Annotated in this window: 13 protein-coding genes and 1 pseudogene; 6 read left to right on the top strand and 8 right to left on the bottom strand. The window is 65.6% G+C overall.

Annotated elements, in window-relative coordinates; all coding sequences use genetic code 11:
* Positions 1-103: 103 nt before the first annotated feature.
* Together PCC79_RS11175 and PCC79_RS11170 are read left to right on the top strand one after the other, a co-directional pair.
* A complete protein-coding gene (locus PCC79_RS11175) occupies positions 104-433 on the top strand; it encodes a hypothetical protein (protein ID WP_245787872.1) in 330 nt (109 codons plus the stop codon).
* 172 nt (positions 434-605) lie between these two features.
* Positions 606-2,123 (top strand): hypothetical protein, encoded by a 1,518-nt coding sequence (locus tag PCC79_RS11170; RefSeq protein WP_073186125.1) that lies wholly within the window; start codon positions 606-608, stop codon positions 2,121-2,123.
* Here the strand turns inward: PCC79_RS11170 and PCC79_RS11165 are convergent.
* Entirely contained in the window at positions 2,074-3,114 is a 1,041-nt protein-coding gene (locus tag PCC79_RS11165) for a DNA adenine methylase (RefSeq protein ID WP_342371846.1), read from the bottom strand. The two genes, PCC79_RS11170 and PCC79_RS11165, sit on opposite strands and share 50 nt — an antisense overlap.
* Before the next feature lie 266 nt (positions 3,115-3,380).
* Between PCC79_RS11165 and PCC79_RS11160 the strand changes: the two genes are divergently transcribed.
* Positions 3,381-4,364, top strand: coding sequence for a DNA-processing protein DprA (locus PCC79_RS11160; RefSeq protein WP_073186127.1), 984 nt, complete (start codon positions 3,381-3,383; stop codon positions 4,362-4,364).
* Positions 4,365-4,649: 285 nt separating this feature from the next.
* On the opposite strand, the gene PCC79_RS11155 is transcribed toward PCC79_RS11160, so the two are convergent.
* From PCC79_RS11155 to mobF, 3 genes are all read right to left on the bottom strand, one after another.
* Positions 4,650-6,014: an IS1380 family transposase gene (locus tag PCC79_RS11155; RefSeq protein ID WP_175558238.1), complete on the bottom strand. Its 1,365-nt coding sequence runs from the start codon at positions 6,012-6,014 to the stop codon at positions 4,650-4,652.
* Between the two features lie 107 nt (positions 6,015-6,121).
* Positions 6,122-6,442, bottom strand: a complete 321-nt coding sequence (locus tag PCC79_RS11150) for a sulfate permease (RefSeq protein ID WP_342371845.1) — start codon at positions 6,440-6,442, stop codon at positions 6,122-6,124.
* 139 nt (positions 6,443-6,581) lie between these two features.
* Entirely contained in the window at positions 6,582-10,244 is a 3,663-nt protein-coding gene (gene mobF, locus PCC79_RS11145; RefSeq protein ID WP_245787873.1) for a MobF family relaxase, read from the bottom strand.
* Positions 10,245-10,506: 262 nt separating this feature from the next.
* On the opposite strand from mobF, the pseudogene PCC79_RS11140 reads away from it, so the two are divergent.
* Together PCC79_RS11140 and PCC79_RS11135 are read left to right on the top strand one after the other, a co-directional pair.
* Positions 10,507-10,884 (top strand): annotated as a pseudogene (locus PCC79_RS11140) (DNA cytosine methyltransferase); the annotation flags it as partial.
* A gap of 46 nt (positions 10,885-10,930) precedes the next feature.
* Positions 10,931-11,431, top strand: a complete 501-nt coding sequence (locus tag PCC79_RS11135; RefSeq protein ID WP_226997256.1) for a hypothetical protein — start codon at positions 10,931-10,933, stop codon at positions 11,429-11,431.
* A 406-nt stretch (positions 11,432-11,837) separates the two neighbouring features.
* Here PCC79_RS11135 and PCC79_RS11130 read toward each other — a convergent pair whose 3' ends face one another.
* The 4 genes from PCC79_RS11130 to PCC79_RS11115 all read right to left on the bottom strand — a co-directional run bounded on the left by PCC79_RS11130 (position 11,838) and on the right by PCC79_RS11115 (position 16,558).
* Positions 11,838-12,788, bottom strand: a complete 951-nt coding sequence (locus PCC79_RS11130; protein ID WP_073186130.1) for a CPBP family intramembrane glutamic endopeptidase — start codon at positions 12,786-12,788, stop codon at positions 11,838-11,840.
* Between the two features lie 74 nt (positions 12,789-12,862).
* Entirely contained in the window at positions 12,863-13,564 is a 702-nt protein-coding gene (locus tag PCC79_RS11125; protein WP_139280077.1) for a metal-dependent transcriptional regulator, read from the bottom strand.
* A 10-nt stretch (positions 13,565-13,574) separates the two neighbouring features.
* On the bottom strand, positions 13,575-14,828 hold the full coding sequence (locus PCC79_RS11120) for a sodium:proton exchanger (RefSeq protein ID WP_073186132.1): 1,254 nt from the start codon (positions 14,826-14,828) through the stop codon (positions 13,575-13,577).
* A 422-nt stretch (positions 14,829-15,250) separates the two neighbouring features.
* Positions 15,251-16,558, bottom strand: coding sequence for an ISL3 family transposase (locus PCC79_RS11115; protein ID WP_342371844.1), 1,308 nt, complete (start codon positions 16,556-16,558; stop codon positions 15,251-15,253).
* 80 nt (positions 16,559-16,638) lie between these two features.
* Here PCC79_RS11115 and PCC79_RS11110 point away from each other — a divergent pair, with 80 nt between their 5' ends.
* Positions 16,639-16,914, top strand: coding sequence for a zf-TFIIB domain-containing protein (locus tag PCC79_RS11110; protein ID WP_342371843.1), 276 nt, complete (start codon positions 16,639-16,641; stop codon positions 16,912-16,914).
* The last annotated feature ends 3 nt before the right edge of the window (positions 16,915-16,917 follow it).

Below are 16,917 nucleotides of genomic sequence, written 5' to 3'. Positions count from 1 at the left end.
CGCCCCCAAGACAAAAATCCTGGTCAGCCGCCTAGACCGTGGGGTCTACGAGGTCTCCCGACGTCCCCAGGATACCGCTCCGAAGGACGATCGTGGCCCCGTCGTGAGGACTGTCGAGACGGCTCAAACTTTTCTCACCGCCTCCGAGGTGGATGCGCTCGTCGGCGACTACCTGGCCGGGATGAGCGTCAAGGCCCTCGCCGAGAGGTACGGTATCCACCGCGCCACCGTGTTCGCTCACCTACGTCGCCGCAACGTGCCGAGCCGCCGACCAGGGCTCGGGATCGACGAGAAGGCCGAGGCCGTGCGCCTCGCACGCGCGGGCGTCTCGATGCGCGCGATCGGCCGCCGGATGGGCGTGGACCGCAAGGCCGTGCGCGCAGCACTGGTCGAGGCTGGACTCATTGCGGATGAGTCCGCCAGCAGTTCGTAGCGCCGCTCTGGGCCGCTGATGGCGCAGAGGGTTTCGGCGGACATCGTCGCTCCCGACGTGTCTCAGCCCGGAGAGCGAGGCGTGCAGCTACCGTTGGAGACGAACGACTGCTCTCGCCAGTTCGGCACCGAGGGCGTGGATCGCCGGACGGAGCACGAGAGCAGGGCTGGATATGGCTTACGAGCAGCTACCGATAGTCGAGGTCGACCTCGAACAGCTCCTTCTCGACCTGGAGAACTACCGCATACCGACACGCCGCGACGACGAAGCAGGTGCGCTGAAGTACCTGTTTGCATCCGAGGACGTCCTCGGAGCGGCGCGCCTGATCCTCCGTGACGGCTACTTCGACAACGAAGTCCCGATCGTGACGTCGGCATCAGCGTCCGGCGGTAGCTCCCCATACACCGTGCTGGAAGGCAACCGTCGAGTTAGCGCGCTCAAGGCGCTTCAGGACCCGACGATCGTGCCCGGCCATGAGGCAGAGATTCGCGCGCTGCTGAAGCGGTACGCAGTGGAGGCGGAGAATCTCCCCGAACGAATCCGTGTCATCGTCGCTCCCGACCGGGCGACGGCTGCACCTCACGTCGCGAGGTTGCACACCGGCATCTCGAAGAGGCGCTGGAGTCGCGATCAGCAGGCAACCTTCTACTATTCGCTCGTCGACGAGCAGACCACGGTCGACGATGTGAAGGCACAGTACCCGGATGTCGAGGTTGCCAGGTTCATGCGGATGGCCGTGATGCGGCGCTTCCTCAGCGCAGCGCCATTCTCCGATCACACCCTCCGGCAGTACGCCGCAAGTGACGACCTGGCGATGTCGGCCTTCGAGTATGCCTACCGAAGCAAGGAGATTGCCTCCGCGATCGGTGTCGAGTTCGACAAGGATGGCATGCTTCTGCCGCGGGCCTCGACGCCTGAGAAGATCGCTGTGAAGTTGACGAAGAAGAAGCTCAATGCTTTGGAGTACCTTGTCAGCGAGTTCCGTGCAGGGCGTCTCAACACTCGCTCACCAGAGTTCAAGAAGCGCAACCAGGAGTATCAGTCCCTGGTGGATCGCCTCAACGGCGTATCGACTGCGGCTCCGCCCCAACCAGCGCCGCCCACTCCTCCCGTGCAACCGACGCCATCCGGGCCGTCCCAAGGTGGCGCGTCCGGCGCGCCCGGTGGCCCCAACACTGGCGGGAGTGGTGCTGCTCCGAACCCACCCGGCCCTCCTGGCGGCACGGGCAGCCGTGGACCCAACCATCCAGACACGAAGGACACGCTTGATCTGTCGGGGCTGGACTACGAGAACGCGCCGCTGAATCTCAAGCTGCGATACTTCGAGTTGCGCAAGATCAGCCTCTCGAATCTCCCTATCGCGGCCGCGATCCTCATGCGCTCAGTATTGGAGGCCACCATCAAGGTCCATTTCGAGGGCTCTCCAACCCCCGCCACTGGACAGTTGAGCGATGTATTCAAGCGCGTGGTGCAGGCCTATGGACAAGAGAAGTCGCTCAAGTCAGGCATTAGTGCTATCCAGTCGGGTAACGCGCACAAGCACGGATCGATCCAGTGGTTCAACCTCATCGCGCACAGTGCCGATGCTTCCGTGAGTGCGGATGACGTCCGGCAGGCATGGAAGGTCGTGAACCCGCTGCTTAGGCGCTTGTTGCGCCCGCCATCGCAGACGTCGTCTGCAACGACTTGATCGCCCGCGCGACAGACGGGGATGCCACGAGCAGCTCTTCCGCCTGGCCCGGATACCTGGCGGAGTAGGTGAGTTCCAGTCGGCACTGGAACTGATTTCGATACAGTTTCTCGATCAGCGGGGCTGTGTCATAGGTCATCAACCAGTGTGCACTTTCAACGGAGTTGACGATCGTCGAGAGTGCCTTGTGGTCTCGTCCGTCGAAGGCATTGAGATAGAGTTGCGAGCCTGCTTGCACGTAGGGCGGGTCGATGTACATGAATGACCGGTCATCGTGAGAGTACTGCTGGATCACAGTCCGGCCATCCAGATCAGAGACCGTGATTCGATCCGCTAGAGCACCGATCGCAGTCAACCGCTCGACGAGTGTGAGCCGGTTGAATCGCGCATCAATCTTGTATTTTCCCTCCTGGCGCTGGCCGCCGATAACGCCGGCGTTCAGAATCCCGGAGCGATTGGTTCGATTCAAGAAAAAGAACGCGAAGCCCAGGCGCAGTGCATCGCGCTCGTCCCGTGAGCGATATACGTCGCGCTGGCGCTGCCACTCGTCGATCGTGAGTGGTGTTGACGCCACCATTTCTACGAACTCTGCGTTGTTGCCAACGACGGACTTCCAGAAGGCGTGGACGGCTGGGTCGATGTCGTTGACTACCAAGTGTTGGACGATGCCCTCGCGCAGAAGCGCGATCCCCGCGCCCACACCTCCGGCGTAGGGTTCGATGTAGCGGGCGTCCTTGATGCCAAGAATGTCGATGATGTCAGCGAAGAAGCCAGCGAACGCAGCTTTTCCGCCGGGGTATCGCAATGGTGAGAGTGTGCCGTATCGGCGTGACCCGATGACACGCAGGCTGTCAGTCATTGGAGTCCTTCCTTGCCCGGTGTGCGGCAACACGGCAGCGGGCTGAGCAGAAGCGAGCGTCACCTCGTCCGAGGAAGGCTTGGTCGCAGTGCTCGCAATCTCGCCATGCCTCTCGGCGGCGTAGGCGTTCATGGCGTAACGCGCGATCAAGCTCGGTGAGCCCCACGTCACTCAGGCTGCCTAGACGCTTCATGTTACGGATAGTACTCGTTACAGATCACATCGTGGTTCGCCACGCGGACGCTCCCGCGAATAGGCCGTTCTTCGGAGTCCGCCGGGTGAATCTCCGTAGCTGCGCCCGTTTCGCCTCACTCGGGAGAGGACCCCTGAGCAGGGTGGGTGTCCGCGAGGCTCGGTCCGCGCACCTCGTCGGTAACGAACGCCGAGAGGAACCGAAGATGGCCAGTTTGAGTGATGTCGCGAGCGACGAGCGCACCGCGAGGATGGTGCTGTCCATGCTCGTCGAGCCCAATGACTCGGTGACAGGACGCATCTTGTCCAGGCTCAGAGCAGTCGAGACGCTTTGGCTCGCTGAGCACGACCGCGAAGTAGTCGGTCTGAGCCCAGTGGACGCGCAGGTCTGGCGCGAACGCCTCAGGGTGCCAGATGCAAGGGAGCTCGCCGGGCGAATCGACCAGGTGCACCAATCGGGGGTTCGAGCACTCATCCCAGGCGATAACGACTGGCCTACCGCCTTCGACGATCTTGGTGAAGTTGCGCCCTACGTGCTGTGGACTCGCGGCACGTCGTCCTTCCTCTCGCGTCCGATGAGCGATCTCGTCACGATCACCGGGGCTCGGGCATGCACCTCCTACGGTGAATACGTGGCTCGGGAACTCGCCAGTTCCGTTGCCGCAGAGGAACGAGTTGTCGTCGCGGGAGGTGCCTACGGGATCGAAGGCGCGTCGCACCAGGCCGCCCTCGCTGCAGGTGGCGACACGATCGCCATTCTCGCCAACGGAGTCGATCGCCCGTACCCTGTCGGCCATCGCGACCTGCTTGATCGCGTCGCTGATGTCGGCCTTCTCGTCAGTGAGGTTCCGCCGGGTGCCGTTCCGACCCGACACCGGGTCATCGCCCGAGCCCGGCTGATGGCTGCGCTGTCCTACGCGTCGGTGATCGTCGAAGCGGGTGCTCGATCTGGCTCACTGCTGGTTGCCCAGCGAGCCGACGAGCTCGGCCGACGTGTCGGTGCCGTTCCCGGACCAGTCACGAGCGCCGCCAGCATAGGACCGCACCGCTTGTTGCGCGACGGCATCGCGACCTTGGTGGCGGACACTTCGGACCTCGCCAAGCTCGTGGAGCGGGGCCAGGTGTCACGAGAGCGACTCGACATGGAGCAGGTCGGCCCACCTTCTCCTGCTCCGACGCGCACGCTGTAGCGCGCCGGTCAGCAGTGGACGCCGGAGCCTGAACTCAGCGAGAGCTTCGAGTGAGCTCACCCAGTGGCACATCCTCGGAGAGCTCCTGCCGCTGCTGCCGCTGCTCGCGGTATTCACGGGCGCGAGCCCTTACCTCCCTCTTTCATGAGGCGGGTTGAGGGCTGCCAGCTGGGCTGTCGGAGCCCGATCTGAACACTGGGCCGGGTGAGGGCGTGACTGTGGGCCGGCTGACGCTGCCGGTGGGCGGTTCTCCAGGTTCCTTCGGCTTGGTGCGGGCGGTTGGGGTCAGGCCGGTGGTGGGATCGCGGCGATCCGGGCGAACGCGGCCACGAGGTGCTCAACCCACGGCCAGGTCTTGGGTAGACGTAGCCGTCGCCGGCGGCCACCGTGTACGAGTCGGGCCGGGACGTGCAGCAGTCGATAGCGCAGCGCTTTCGGCTCAGCCTTGGCGAGGTCGCCGTCGAGAGCCAGCATCTTGAGCCAGGCGACCAGGTCAGCGGCGATCATGGTCAGGAGTAGCCAGGTTTGGTTGATGCTGAACTCGCGGGACGGGAACCGGCCCAGGCCGGAGTCTTTGGCGTGTCGGATCCGGTCCTCGACCCGGGCATGGGCCCGGTGACGGGTCTCGAGGAACTGCAGGGTGCCGCTGGTGGTGTTGGTGGCGAACGCTTGATACCGCCACCCGTCGTGGGCTTCGAAGAGCGACAACTGAGCCCCCGGATGCGGGCGTTCGCGGCGCAGGATCACCCGCATCCCGGCCGGCCAACTGGTCAAGTCCAGCAGTCCGGTGACCTCAGCGACCTCCCCGCCGTCTCGGACCTCACCATCAGCCTTCAGCGCCGGGGACCACAAGCCCGCGGGAAGTTCGGTGATCGCGGCACGCATCTTCTCGCCGATCGTGAACCCGACGCTGTAGTGCAGGCTGCGGCCTCTGACTTGGCCTTGCGCAGTGAGCCAGTCCAGCAACTGGTGCGAGGCGCCGGCCCCGTCGCAGCGGATCAACAGGTTGCGGCGATACGGCATCGGGATCTGGGCGATCGCCTCGCCCAGGACCTGAATGTGATCCACGGCGGTGTTCGATCCCGCCCGGCCGGTCCGCAGCGCGGCGGCGAGGAACTCCCCGGTGTTGTCGCACCACACGCCGATCGGGTGATACCCGAACGTCTTCTTAAACGTCGGCGACGCCAACTCCTTCTCCGAGTGGGCCACCACGATCGTGGCATCGACATCCAACACGACCGTCTCACCCAGATCGGTGCCGGCGACCCGAGAGGCCGGGACACCGCCAGCGGCTGTCAGTTGTGACCAGACGTGGCGCCGGACACGGGACCGGGCTGTCTGGATCTTCCTGCGTCTGGCGTCGGTGACCTCGTCCAACGCCCGCCACACCGTCGGAGCAGAGGCGACCGGCCCCAAGATCTGCGTCTGGTGGCGCAGCACGTTGATGTCGGAGATCGCCTCACCGCCGTCGGCGAGCATCACCGCGACATCGGTCAGTACCTGGCCGCGGTCATGGATCGAGGGGATGAACGAACGCCGGGCCATCGCCGTCGAGAGGGCTCCGGTCAGGCCGGTGTTCTCGGCCAGCATCCTGAGCCCGATGCTGCCGGCGTGGGCGATGACCGCGCCACCATCGCCGGTCACGGACATACCGGTGGACCACGAAGTACGCTTCACCTACGGAGTGCCTTCCGCTTCAGGGGTCTTGAACAGTCGCAAGTCCAAGTATCCCGTAGTCAGAAGGCACTCCGGCCTATCTACCGCACGCGTCCCTCACTCCGCCATGAACGATCGAGGCTTACGAGGAGAACGACGCTCACTGGGCCGATGGCCATCATCTTGAGAGCGTTCCAGAGGCAGACCAGCACGACGAGGTGGAGCCATCCAGGGCCGCCGTTCTCAATGAGTGTGGTGCACCAGAAGGCGATGACCAGGTAGGGACCGGCCAGGAGCATCGCGGGGACGCCCCACTTCAGTCCCTTCCTCGTGCGGATCAGATCGAGCAGGATGTTGCTCGGCATGTAGCAACGCAGGAAGTAGCGAACCTCGGCGCTGGCTGTCCACAGTAGGCGGATCATGATGGGCTCCTCTCAACACGCGAGTCGTTGTCGAGACGGTGCGTGGAGAGTGACCCGAAGGTCTGCCGCGAGCGGCCCAAAGATAAGGAGAAATCCGCCTCACCTCAAGGCTACGCCCCAGTCATGACATTGGGAAGGGTCAGATGCTGCGCCCGGGCCCGGGCTGGTCGCGCCTGACGGCCTGGAGATCGACCTCTGTCTGACGGCTCTCATCAGCGACCAGCTGACGTACCTTGTCGAGCGCGGAGCGCGCTCGGGCGGCGTCGATCTTCTGCGCGGCCGACTCGGGCGGGGCACCGATGGGCGCGTCGTCGGTGATGCGGTACCGGTCTCGGTAGGCCGCGACCACACGTGCGGACTTGCGCCAGGCCGCGGCTCGTCGTCGATCGGCGAGCGGTGTTCCGAGTGCCTTCGTCCACGCTGCGTTCTCGGTGAGCGCGGCTTCGAGTGTGGCGTCGGCGCGTGCCTCGATCAGTTCCTCTCGCTCGTCGAGAGCTGCTCGCATCTCGGCGTCGATGACTCCATGCGCCCGTGGGAGCAGGCCGGCGATGAGTCGTGCTGGCTTGCGGGTTCGGCCTGATCCTGCGGGCCGGGCGGTCGCCCGCTCGACTCGGTAGTGGAGGACGGCGGCGATGTCGTCCGCGTCACCGAACCCGCGCACGGCCACGAGGCGCGGCAGGAGGGCATCGACATTGTGATGGTTCGATTCAGCGCGTCGTAGTTCAGCCGCGAGCGGGCCGAACGCCTCGGACTCGATGGCACTCTCGGCCTGTTCCTCGGTGAGCCCGGAGCCCCGAACGAGAGTGGCCCAGCGGTCGCGTTGGGCTGCGGCGGCGATGGTCTCGTACTCGGCGGCGAGCTGGGCGATCGAGCCCCACTGTTCCTGCTCGGCGACGATGGTCTCGTGCGCCGAGAGTTCGGCCCCGCTGTGCTGAAGAACGCCGTACAGCACGCTTCGCGCGGTGGCATGCGGGTCGTCGCCAGGGTGCGGCTGGGCATGGTCGTCGGCGCGGTCGAGAGTCACGTAGGCGTGGTTCGAGTGCCGCCCTCGGGTCATCGCGACGTAGAAGGTCTCCCTCGTCGAGGTCGGTTCGACCAGCACGTGCGCAGTGTCGGTCGTGATGCCTTGGGCGCGGTAGGCGGTGACTGCGTAACCGAGATCGACATGCTCGGCCACATACGAGGCCGGGAGGACGATGCTGCCGCCGAACCTGCGCCCACGCCTGCGAGCCTTGATGGTTCCGTCGTCGCCGACGGTGGTGCCGGTTCCATAGTCGCGTGCGATGGTGATGGTGCTGTCGTCGCCGACGGCGGTGACGGTCCAGATGTCGCCGTTGCGTACCCAGTCCCGCCCGGCCAGGGTGCGCAGGTTCCGGTTGTTGAGTCGCGTGATGATGGTGTCGCCAACGCCGGCGGCGGTACCGTCGCGCAGCTCGACCTCGCGGTCGGGGTTCAGCGTCTTGTTGAGGATCAGATCGGCACGGGCGCGACCGTTCAGCGCGGTCACGTCCTCATGGGTCTCGGCGATCAGCACCGAGACGAGTCCCGCGTCGCGATCGGCGCGCCAGGCGTTGTAGGCGGCATCGGTCATGGCCTCGCCGTCGCCGTCGGTAATGCGCTGATGGGCGAGGTAGGTGTCGATAGCCGCCGTGCGGCCGTGGCGTAGCTCAAGTGAGGCGGTCTTCTCCCAGACGTGGGTGAAGCGGTGAACGTCGACCAGTTCGGGGGTGTCGGCTCGGTCTCTGGCGATCATCGCGAATGCTCCGCCGGCGTCCACGGATTGCAGTTGCGCGTAGTCGCCGACCAGCAGCACCTTCGCGCCCGCTTCATGGGCGAGGTGGGTGATGCGGTCCAGCGACAGGGCGCCGGCCAGGGATGCTTCGTCGATGATGACGAGCTGACTCGCCTCGAACGTGGTGCCGTGGATGAGGTGGTTCTGCCACCACTTCGCCGTGTTCTCCGTCGCGATCCCGAGATCGTCCGCCAGCACCTGGGCGGCAACCGCCGACGGTGCCAACCCGACGACCGAACCGGAGCCGTGCTCGGCTTCCCACGCTCGTCGGAGCGCGCTCATGGCGGTGGTCTTGCCCGCCCCAGCAGGACCGACCAGCACGTCAAGCATCCGCCCCGACACCGCGATCCGGGTCAAGGCATCGGCTTGGTCGTCGCCGAGCATTCGACCATCCGCGGCGGGTCTGCGCGTGGTCTTTTCGACCGTCGCGAGCTGCACCGTCGGCCCGGCCAGGTTCGCTGCTCGTTCGAGGAGTCTGTCCTCGGCCGCGAGCTGGGCCTCGGAGGTGAACACCGTCGAGCTCTTCGGTCGGAACACGGAACTGCCGTCGGGCCGACGGAACACGACAGGCGAGGAGGCGAGTTCGGGGGGCGTCAGCCGAAAGGAAACGAGCTCGGCGGCATCGGCAACCATCGCGACGATCGCTTCCCGATCGTGCATGGTGGCGAACCGCCAGCCCATCGTCTGCCGGGATGCCTCGGCCATGAGATTCCACCGCCGCCAGGTCGAACGCTTCTCACCGACCACCTCGACGACCGAACGCCCCAGCTCACCGATGACATCGAGCGGCACGTCGTCGGCATGCAGCAGGAGCGGCTTGTCGTTGTCGGTCACCTCGCGCGCCCACGTCGTCGCATCCCGCCCCAACGCTTTCGTGGCGCGCTCCCGCCATTCGGCGGTGAGGTCAGCCAAGGATCGGACCTGCTTCTCGGGGCGGGTCGCGAGTGTGGCTCGGGCTCGGAGTTTCATGATCGCTGCTGGTGCCGGTCGTCGTCCGTGCGCTGCGACGTACTCAGCGATGAGGCGATCGGTCTCGGCGTCGATGTGACGAGCGCGGGTAGAGAACTCGGCGACCAGTTCCTCGGGCACTCCCGCGATCGCCCATGCCGGGTTGTGGTCGAGGCCCATCTCTCGGGCCTCCCACGAGACGCCGAAGGTGCGCGTCATATGGTCGGCGAACACGGCTTCATGTAGCTCGGAGAGCGCCACCACGGCGGCGTGCATCGGTCTGCCGTCGAGCGAACGCCACTTCCCATCGAGGACGGTCTTGACCTTGTTGCTGATGACCACGTGCGTGTGGAGGTGGGGGTCGCCGGCGCGGGAGTCGAAGTGATCGAACGCGGTCGCGATCAGCCCCGTGACCTCGACCTGTGCAACCGCGCCATCTCCGACGGTTGCGCCCGTGCGGGTGGCTGCAACCTCGCGCTCCATGAACGCAACCACCTCCGCAACCGCTCGATGATGCGCCTCCCCGATGAGCGCTTGGACCCCGGCGTCCGCGACTGCCCACAGCACGCTCGTGGACTTCGGGATGGAGAAGGTGAAGTCGAAGCCCGCCACAGCACGCCGTGTGCTGCGGGCAGTCTCCTCGGCAACGATCTGCGCGACAGCCTCGCCCTTGGCGCCGGGGGTCATGGTCGGTTCGAGGTCGGCGATCCGCGCTTCGATTCGCTGCTCCTGGTTCTTGTATGCCGCGAAGCCCAGGCCGAGCTTGTCGCCGGTGATCGGATCACAGCCTGTGCCCATGAGGAGCTGGAGTTGGTGTTCCGATACTCGGTCGCCCACCTGAATCTCGCCCTTGCCGAGGGCCGCTACGCCTGCGCCGAGCCAGCGGCCGGGCGGTGTGCCTTCTTCCATGTAGTAGCGGGTAAGCGGCGTCGAGAGCGGCCTGTTGCCGTCGGCTGCCGCGACGGTCTTGAGCAGGTACTTGTAGCCGTCACCTGCCGACATCACGCGCATCGAAACCGTCATGCCCACCTCCGCTCCTGCCGGGCAGGTGAGCACCCTCACCCGGTGACTTCTGAAGCGGTCATGGCCGGCTCAACCTCGACCTGCAAGAGGCGTGTCAGCTCAGAAAAGGCAGGGTGTGGCGGAGCTTCCTGAGTGCGGGCTGTCGTGAATGGACGTTGCTGGTCGATGGACTGGATGGCACTGGGCCGGCGACCGCGAGGACAGGTCAGCACGACGTAGTGGTGCACCTGACAGGTGACCAGCCCGGCGACACGACTCACGCGAGTTCTGGCCGGGGATCATCCCGTCAGCCGGAGCATTCATGCACGACACACCGACCGATCCCGCGAGTCCGCTGAGGATCGGTTCGCTCTTCTCGGGATACGGCGGCCTCGACCTCGCTGTCGAACATGTCTTCGGCGGAGAGACCGTCTGGTTCTCTGAGATCAATGAGCCCGTGGCCAGGGTCTTCGCCCACCACTGGCCCGACGCCCCGAATCTGGGCGACATCACAAGGATCAGCTGGTCGCAGGTCGAGCCCGTTGACATTCTGATCGGCGGCTTCCCCTGCCAAGACGTGTCCACCGTCGGCAAGCGCGCCGGTCTCGCACCCGGAACCCGCTCAGGTCTATGGGCGCACATGGGCACAGCCATCGAAGTGCTGCAACCCCAATGGGTCGTCATCGAAAACGTCCGCGGTCTGCTCTCGTCCCCAGCCATCCGACCGATCACCGAAGGAGACGACAATGCCCCGCGCAACCCCTGCGCAGCAACCCCCGACGATACAGCCCTTCGCGCTCTGGAGCCCGACCCGTGGCATCTGGGAGACAGCGCAACTCGACCTCTACGAGCAGCCGGCGCCGTACTCGGCGATTTGGCCGACCTGCGGATGGATGCACGATGGGTCGGTCTACCTGCTTCCCTTGTCGGCGCTCCTCACCCCCGGTTCCGCATCTTCCTCCTGGCCCAGCGTCAAGACGCTGTTCCGAACCCCGCTCGCGTCGGACTCGCTTCGAGGTGGAGAGACCCTGGACAAGGTGAAGGCGAGACGGGGCACGATCGCACTCTCGCACCAGATCATCGACCTCGCGCTCCACGGACCGGATGGCTCGCTCAGCAGGCACAGCGACTCGGCGACGTTGTGGTCGCTGACCGAGGACATCTTCACCGCTGGGGACGCTATGCCCACGCCGTGGCTCGTTGGGAGCACATCACCGGACGAGTCGCACCAGCGCCCGCACTCCTGAGGAACGAGAATGGCCCGCGTCCAGCACCGGAGTTCGTGGAGTGGCTCATGGGACTCCCTACCGCCTGGCTCTCCGATCCACGACATGGCCTTCCGCCGAACCAGCAACTGATGGCGCTTGGCAATGGGGTCCTGCCTCTACAAGCGGCGATCGCACTGACTGCCGTGTCAGCGTTCTCGCCGCTTGGGTAGCGGAGGCTACGCGACCGCCGGCCGCGATCACTCCGCTGGGTGAGCGGCGGGGGTGTCCCCGATGCGGTGATCCTGCGTTCGTAGGTCGGCCAGGCAGCGAGCAGTAGGAGCCCGTTGGCGCTCGGCGTGCTGGGGTCCGCGGTGTGGGTGGTGATTGAGAGGTGTGGGGTAGCGCGCTTTGTTGCCTGTTTGGGAGTCGTTGACAGGGGTTGGGCCTATGACGCGTCCGCGTTATCCATCCTCGTGGGTAGCCGGTGTAGTCGTATGACGAGTGTCGCCGCCGTGGCGAAGGCGGCGAAGATGGTGATGTTTGTGAGGGCGTCGGTCCATGAGATCGCCTGCGTTGCCCGGAGTTGCGCGATGCTGGAGGTCATTGCGGCGATGGAGTAGGCGCCGACATTGTTGATGATGTGAGCCGCGATGCCTGCTTCGAGACCGCCGGTGAGGATCACGAGGGTCGAGGCGAGCAGCCCGAAAGCGAGTCTGTCTACGAACAGTGCGGCGTTCTGGACGCCATGGAGTGAGGCAAACACGAGTGACGATGCGGCGGCCCCGATCCAGGGGTTGGCGGTGAGTCTGGTCATCGACTGTAGTAGGTAGCCGCGGAAGAGGTACTCTTCGGCTGCGGCCTGCCACGGGGTGACGATTGCCACGACGACAAGGAAGCTCCACCACTGCGGCTGCGGCGCGAACTGGAAGGGCTGGCTTTGGAGGTAGCCGACCAGCAAGCTCCCGCCAAGGATGAGGATGGTCGCTATCCCGAGACATATCCCGAGATAGCCGCGGCGCAGACGTTGTTCCACCGAGGAGAGTTGTCCAAGCGGGGCACGGTGGAGTCGGGTCATCAGGAGCCAGCAGCACAGGAGCAGCCCGGCGATGGCGATGCCGTTCGCCGCGAGTCCGGTGGGTATCTGGTAGCTGGCGGCATAACTCTGAAAGTCGGTGAAAGGCACGTCGGGTGCTGTCACGTAGTGGGAGACGGCGGTGATCGCCAGCGAGATCCATGGCGTGAGAGTGAAGTAGAACGCGAACGCGATGAGGATGCCGAGCAGCGCTGCGGGTCGTCCTGCTTGGCAGCTGAGCTGCTCAGCGTAGGTGACCGGCGGCGCGGGCGAGGTCTTGTCCGTCCTGCTGTCTGGGTCCGGCTGATTGCTGGGATAAGCCATGTGCAGTGCTCTCTGTGTGCTCCCGTGAGCCCCGGCTGAGCGCTGTCCATGCCGAGGCCCTTCATTGGCGGAACCTAGGCGGGACCAGGGGTGTGTGCTTCTGGGTCTGTTCGGGGGCTGACGCGTACTGCAATGGCGGCCGGGAGGCCGAGGTCGATCGTAGTGTCGTCGACGGTGACCCGGACGGCCGCAGCCGCGGGGCTGACGTCGGTGACGGTAAGTCTGGTACCGACCGAGATTCCGTGTCCGGTGAGGTAGCGGAGGATGTCGGGCGAGCGATCCGAGACGCGCAGCACTTGCACGGAGGTGCCGGGTTCGGCCTCGTTGAGAGCTTGGCTGTGATCGGGCGGGATCCGTCCGTCAGGGTCGGGGATCGGGGCTCCGTGGGGGTCGTGGGTGGGGTGCCCGAGTGCGGCGTCCATGCGGTCCAGTACGAGGTCGGAAACGGCGTGCTCCAGGTGGTTCGCCTCGTCGTGGACCTGGTCCCAGGACAGCTCTAGATGCTCGACGAGATAGGTCTCCACGATTCGGTGTCGTCGAACGATGTCTATCGCGATTGCGCGCCCGTCGTCGGTCAACTCGATTGGGCCGTAAGGCTCGTAGGAGATGAGTCCGTCGCGGGCGAGTCGTTTTAGGTTGGCCGAGACGGTCGAGGGAGTCACGCCGAGTTGGGCGGCTAGGTCTGTTGTAGAGGGCTCCCCGCCAGGCCATTCGTGGGCTTTCCAGATCAGCGTTACATAGTCCTCGACCATGCGGGTGGCAGGAGAGCGCTTCATCGGGGTCATCCTAGGCGTGGGTGTCCATAACGGTCTTCGGCTCGTCTTGATCGACTGCGGGCTGCTCGTGGAAGGGCGCGACGAGTGTGGGGAGGATGCTGTGTCGATGAGCGACGAGGAAGCCGATGGTGAGGGCGAGGTGGATGGCGCTCAGCACGTACCGTCCGGTGGTGTCAGTGATGAGGAACTGGACGCCGAAGAGCGCGGCGAGCCCGATCGCGGACCACCAGTGGAACCGCAGCGCGAGGATGATTGCCACCCCGAGCAGCGTCTGGGTGGCCGTCAAGGTGAACTCCTCGACTTGGCGGCTGTCTAGAGCCAGCGAACTGGGTCCACCGCCCAGGAAGTGCGCCACGGGCAGTGAGCCGACCAGCAGGCTCCACTGGTTGACCTTGGATGCGATCAGCGTGCCGATGGCAGCCACACCTTTGCCGCGGGCGGCGAACATCACCGCGATGATGAACTCCGGGGCCTCCGAGGCTAGCGGGGCGAGCCACTGAACCAGAAAGTAGCTGTCGATGCCGAGCGCCGAGCCTGAGGCGACTAGTGCATCGGCGAACGGTTCGGCTGAGATCAGGATCACCGCCCCGGAGACGAGGAACATCGCCACGACGAGAATGCGCCTCGGTCGGGCGTCAAGCCCGGCAATCAGCGCTGCCGCGCCTACGAACTCCTCCTGGTCAGCGTCGTAGGTCTGCGCGGCTCGCCATAGATGGAGGCCGAACACGACGATGAGACCGACCCCGAACCACAGCGGGATGCTCCCGATGAGCGGGATCACGAACGCGACGAGCCCGAGGATAGCGAGGAAGCCGACGTCTCGTCGGCTGGCAACAGGCAGCTCCAGCGCATTGGGGGTGGGTGCATCGTCCCGGCGTGCCTGGCGGCGCGCGACGACGAGTGCGACGACCACGACGAGGGGCCAGCCGAAGCCGAGTAGCAGCCGGTTCGAGCCGGTCATGTTCGCGGCCGCGAAGTGGAGGTAGGACGGATCGGAACCGGAGCGGTAGGCGTAGTACAGGTCTACGGCATACTCCGGGAGAACTGCGATCAGTGCCAGCAAGGCAATGGCGAGGGCGCCCGAGATGTCCTTCTGGGCGGCTTCGGCGGCCCAGGCGAGAAGGAACGCTGCTGCCACCACAGCCGCGCCGAAGACGACTACCTCAGCCACTGCTGAGAACTCAACTCCCAACACACGGATGGCGACGGCTGGGCCTGCAACGAGTAGACACAGCAGGACGCGGCGGATCAGGGCAGCAGGCATTGGGCACTCCAGGTCAAGGCCGTGGCCGAAGGTCTCGTTCGCCTCGCAAAATGAGGTGCTACGCCGGGCGGATCAGGATGACCGCCAGCATGTCGACGCACCGCGTCCGAACCGAGGGCCTGGACGGAACTACTCCCCTTCGAGTTCCACCCTCTCCGACGGCTCCCTGGTGTGTCTATGCACAACTTGGTGTTGGAGGAGTCACACAACTCTCCCGTCTTGTTCCGTGGCGTTTGTGCAAGCCAGACGCCGGTTTCGTCTTCATCCAGACCCCGCGTTCCACATTCCGTCCCGGCCTCGATGAGCTGGCCGATGATTTGGCTCGGGTCGTCATGATTGGTGGCATGACCTATCCGAACCACCCGCGTCCATACGATCCCTATCCGGGGCAGGAACCCCCGCGGGCGGCGATTGTGGGCTCTTCACAATGCAGGGTGTAGTTGTGGTCTGAATCCGCCGGCCTCGAGGAGCGCTCGGGCGATGTAGTTGGTGAGGTTGCGGAAGCCGAGGGCCAGGCCACGCAGGTGCTCGAGTCGACCGTTCACGGCTTCGGTGGGCCCGTTGCTGGTGCGCGGCCGGTCGAAGTAGGCCAGGACGTCACAGACGCGTCTGGCCAGGGTGCGACCGAGCTTGCGCAGTTCTACCAACGCCTTGGGCACACCGTCGGCGAGGGCGTCGATCACGGAGCTCATCTCGACGCGGCCGGCCCTCCGGTCGGGGTGACGGTAGGCGGAGATCATGCGCTGGTAGATCCCCCAGGTGCACTCGACCTGAATGTGGCGGTCGCCGGCGAAGAGCTTGTCAAGGCGCTCGTGCTGGCGGTCGGTGAGCAGGTCGGCACCGGTGTGCAGGGTCCGCCGCGCGGTGTAGAGCGGGTCGCCCTTGCGTCCGCGGTGTCCGTGCAGCTCTTGCTGGACTCGGCGGCGGCACTCGTTGAGGGCGTCGCCGGCGAGGCGGACCACGTGGAAGGGGTCCATCACCGAGACGGCCTGCGGCAGTTCCTCGGTGGTGGCGGTCTTGAACCCGGCGAAGCCGTCCATCGCGACGACCTCGATCCCGTCGCGCCAGGCCTGGTCCTGCTCGGCGAGCCAGTCCTTGAACGCCCTCTTCGAGCGGCCATCGAGCATCGCCAGCAGACGAGAGGGGCCGGTGCCGTCACGCACCGGGGTGAGGTCGATGACGACCGTGACGTACTTGTCGCCCTTCCTCGTGTGCCGCCAGGCATGCTCGTCGACCCCGACCACGCGGACGCCGTCCAGGCGCGCCGGGTTGTCGATCAGCAGGCGCCTGCCTTCGGCCAGGACCGAGTCGTTGGCCGTGTTCCACGACACCGCGAGTCCTTCGGCGACGCGGGCCATGGACAGATGCTGAATCACTATCCCGACCAGGCCCCAGCGCAGCCCGGCGCGGGAGATCTTGGCCCGTGGCTCGGCCGCGGCGGTGGTGTCCTGGCGCCACACGTGCGCGCATTCGGTGCACCGATACCGGCGCACGGTGACCAGCAAGGTCGTGGGTCGCCACCCGAACGGCTCGTGCGCCAGCTCCCTGGTCACCGTGTCGCGCGGGACGCCTTGGCAGCCGCACCTGCGGCACCAGTCGTCGGGCTCGACGACCCGGCAGGCGAGCACCGCACGGTCAGCCTTGAGGAGTTGCCCGGTCACCTCCAGGCCGAGGTCGTCCAGGCGGGTGAAGGTGGTCAGGTCGGGGCGCGTGAAGGTAGCGTCGGGCACGTCGAGGTCTTTCGGATGGCTGCGTGTAGGAACCTCCATCTTCGGAAGACCTCGACACCTCCCTCCGGACCGACGCGCCAGTGCCGACTACACCCTCATCTGTGAAGAGCCCGATTGTGTGCCCGAAGTGTCACGGCGCGATGCGAACTTATGAGCGCAACGGAATCCAGCTGGAGCAGTGCGGAAGTTGTCGAGGGCTCTTCCTCGACTTCGGTGAACTTGAGCACCTCACGCAGATGGAGGGCCGGTTCGTCAGCCAGGCACCGCCACCGCCCGGCTATGGCCCCGCTTGGGGCAAGCACGGTGATCGTCGGTATCGCAAAGGCGGCCTGGCGGGGTTGTTCTTTTCCAGCTAGTCT

Origin of the sequence: Propioniciclava soli (assembly GCF_038502305.1) — a bacterium.
Classification (GTDB): domain Bacteria; phylum Actinomycetota; class Actinomycetes; order Propionibacteriales; family Propionibacteriaceae; genus Propioniciclava; species Propioniciclava soli.
The sequence above is the reverse complement of the archived record's forward strand: the minus strand, read 5'-3'. Positions and strand labels throughout refer to the sequence as shown.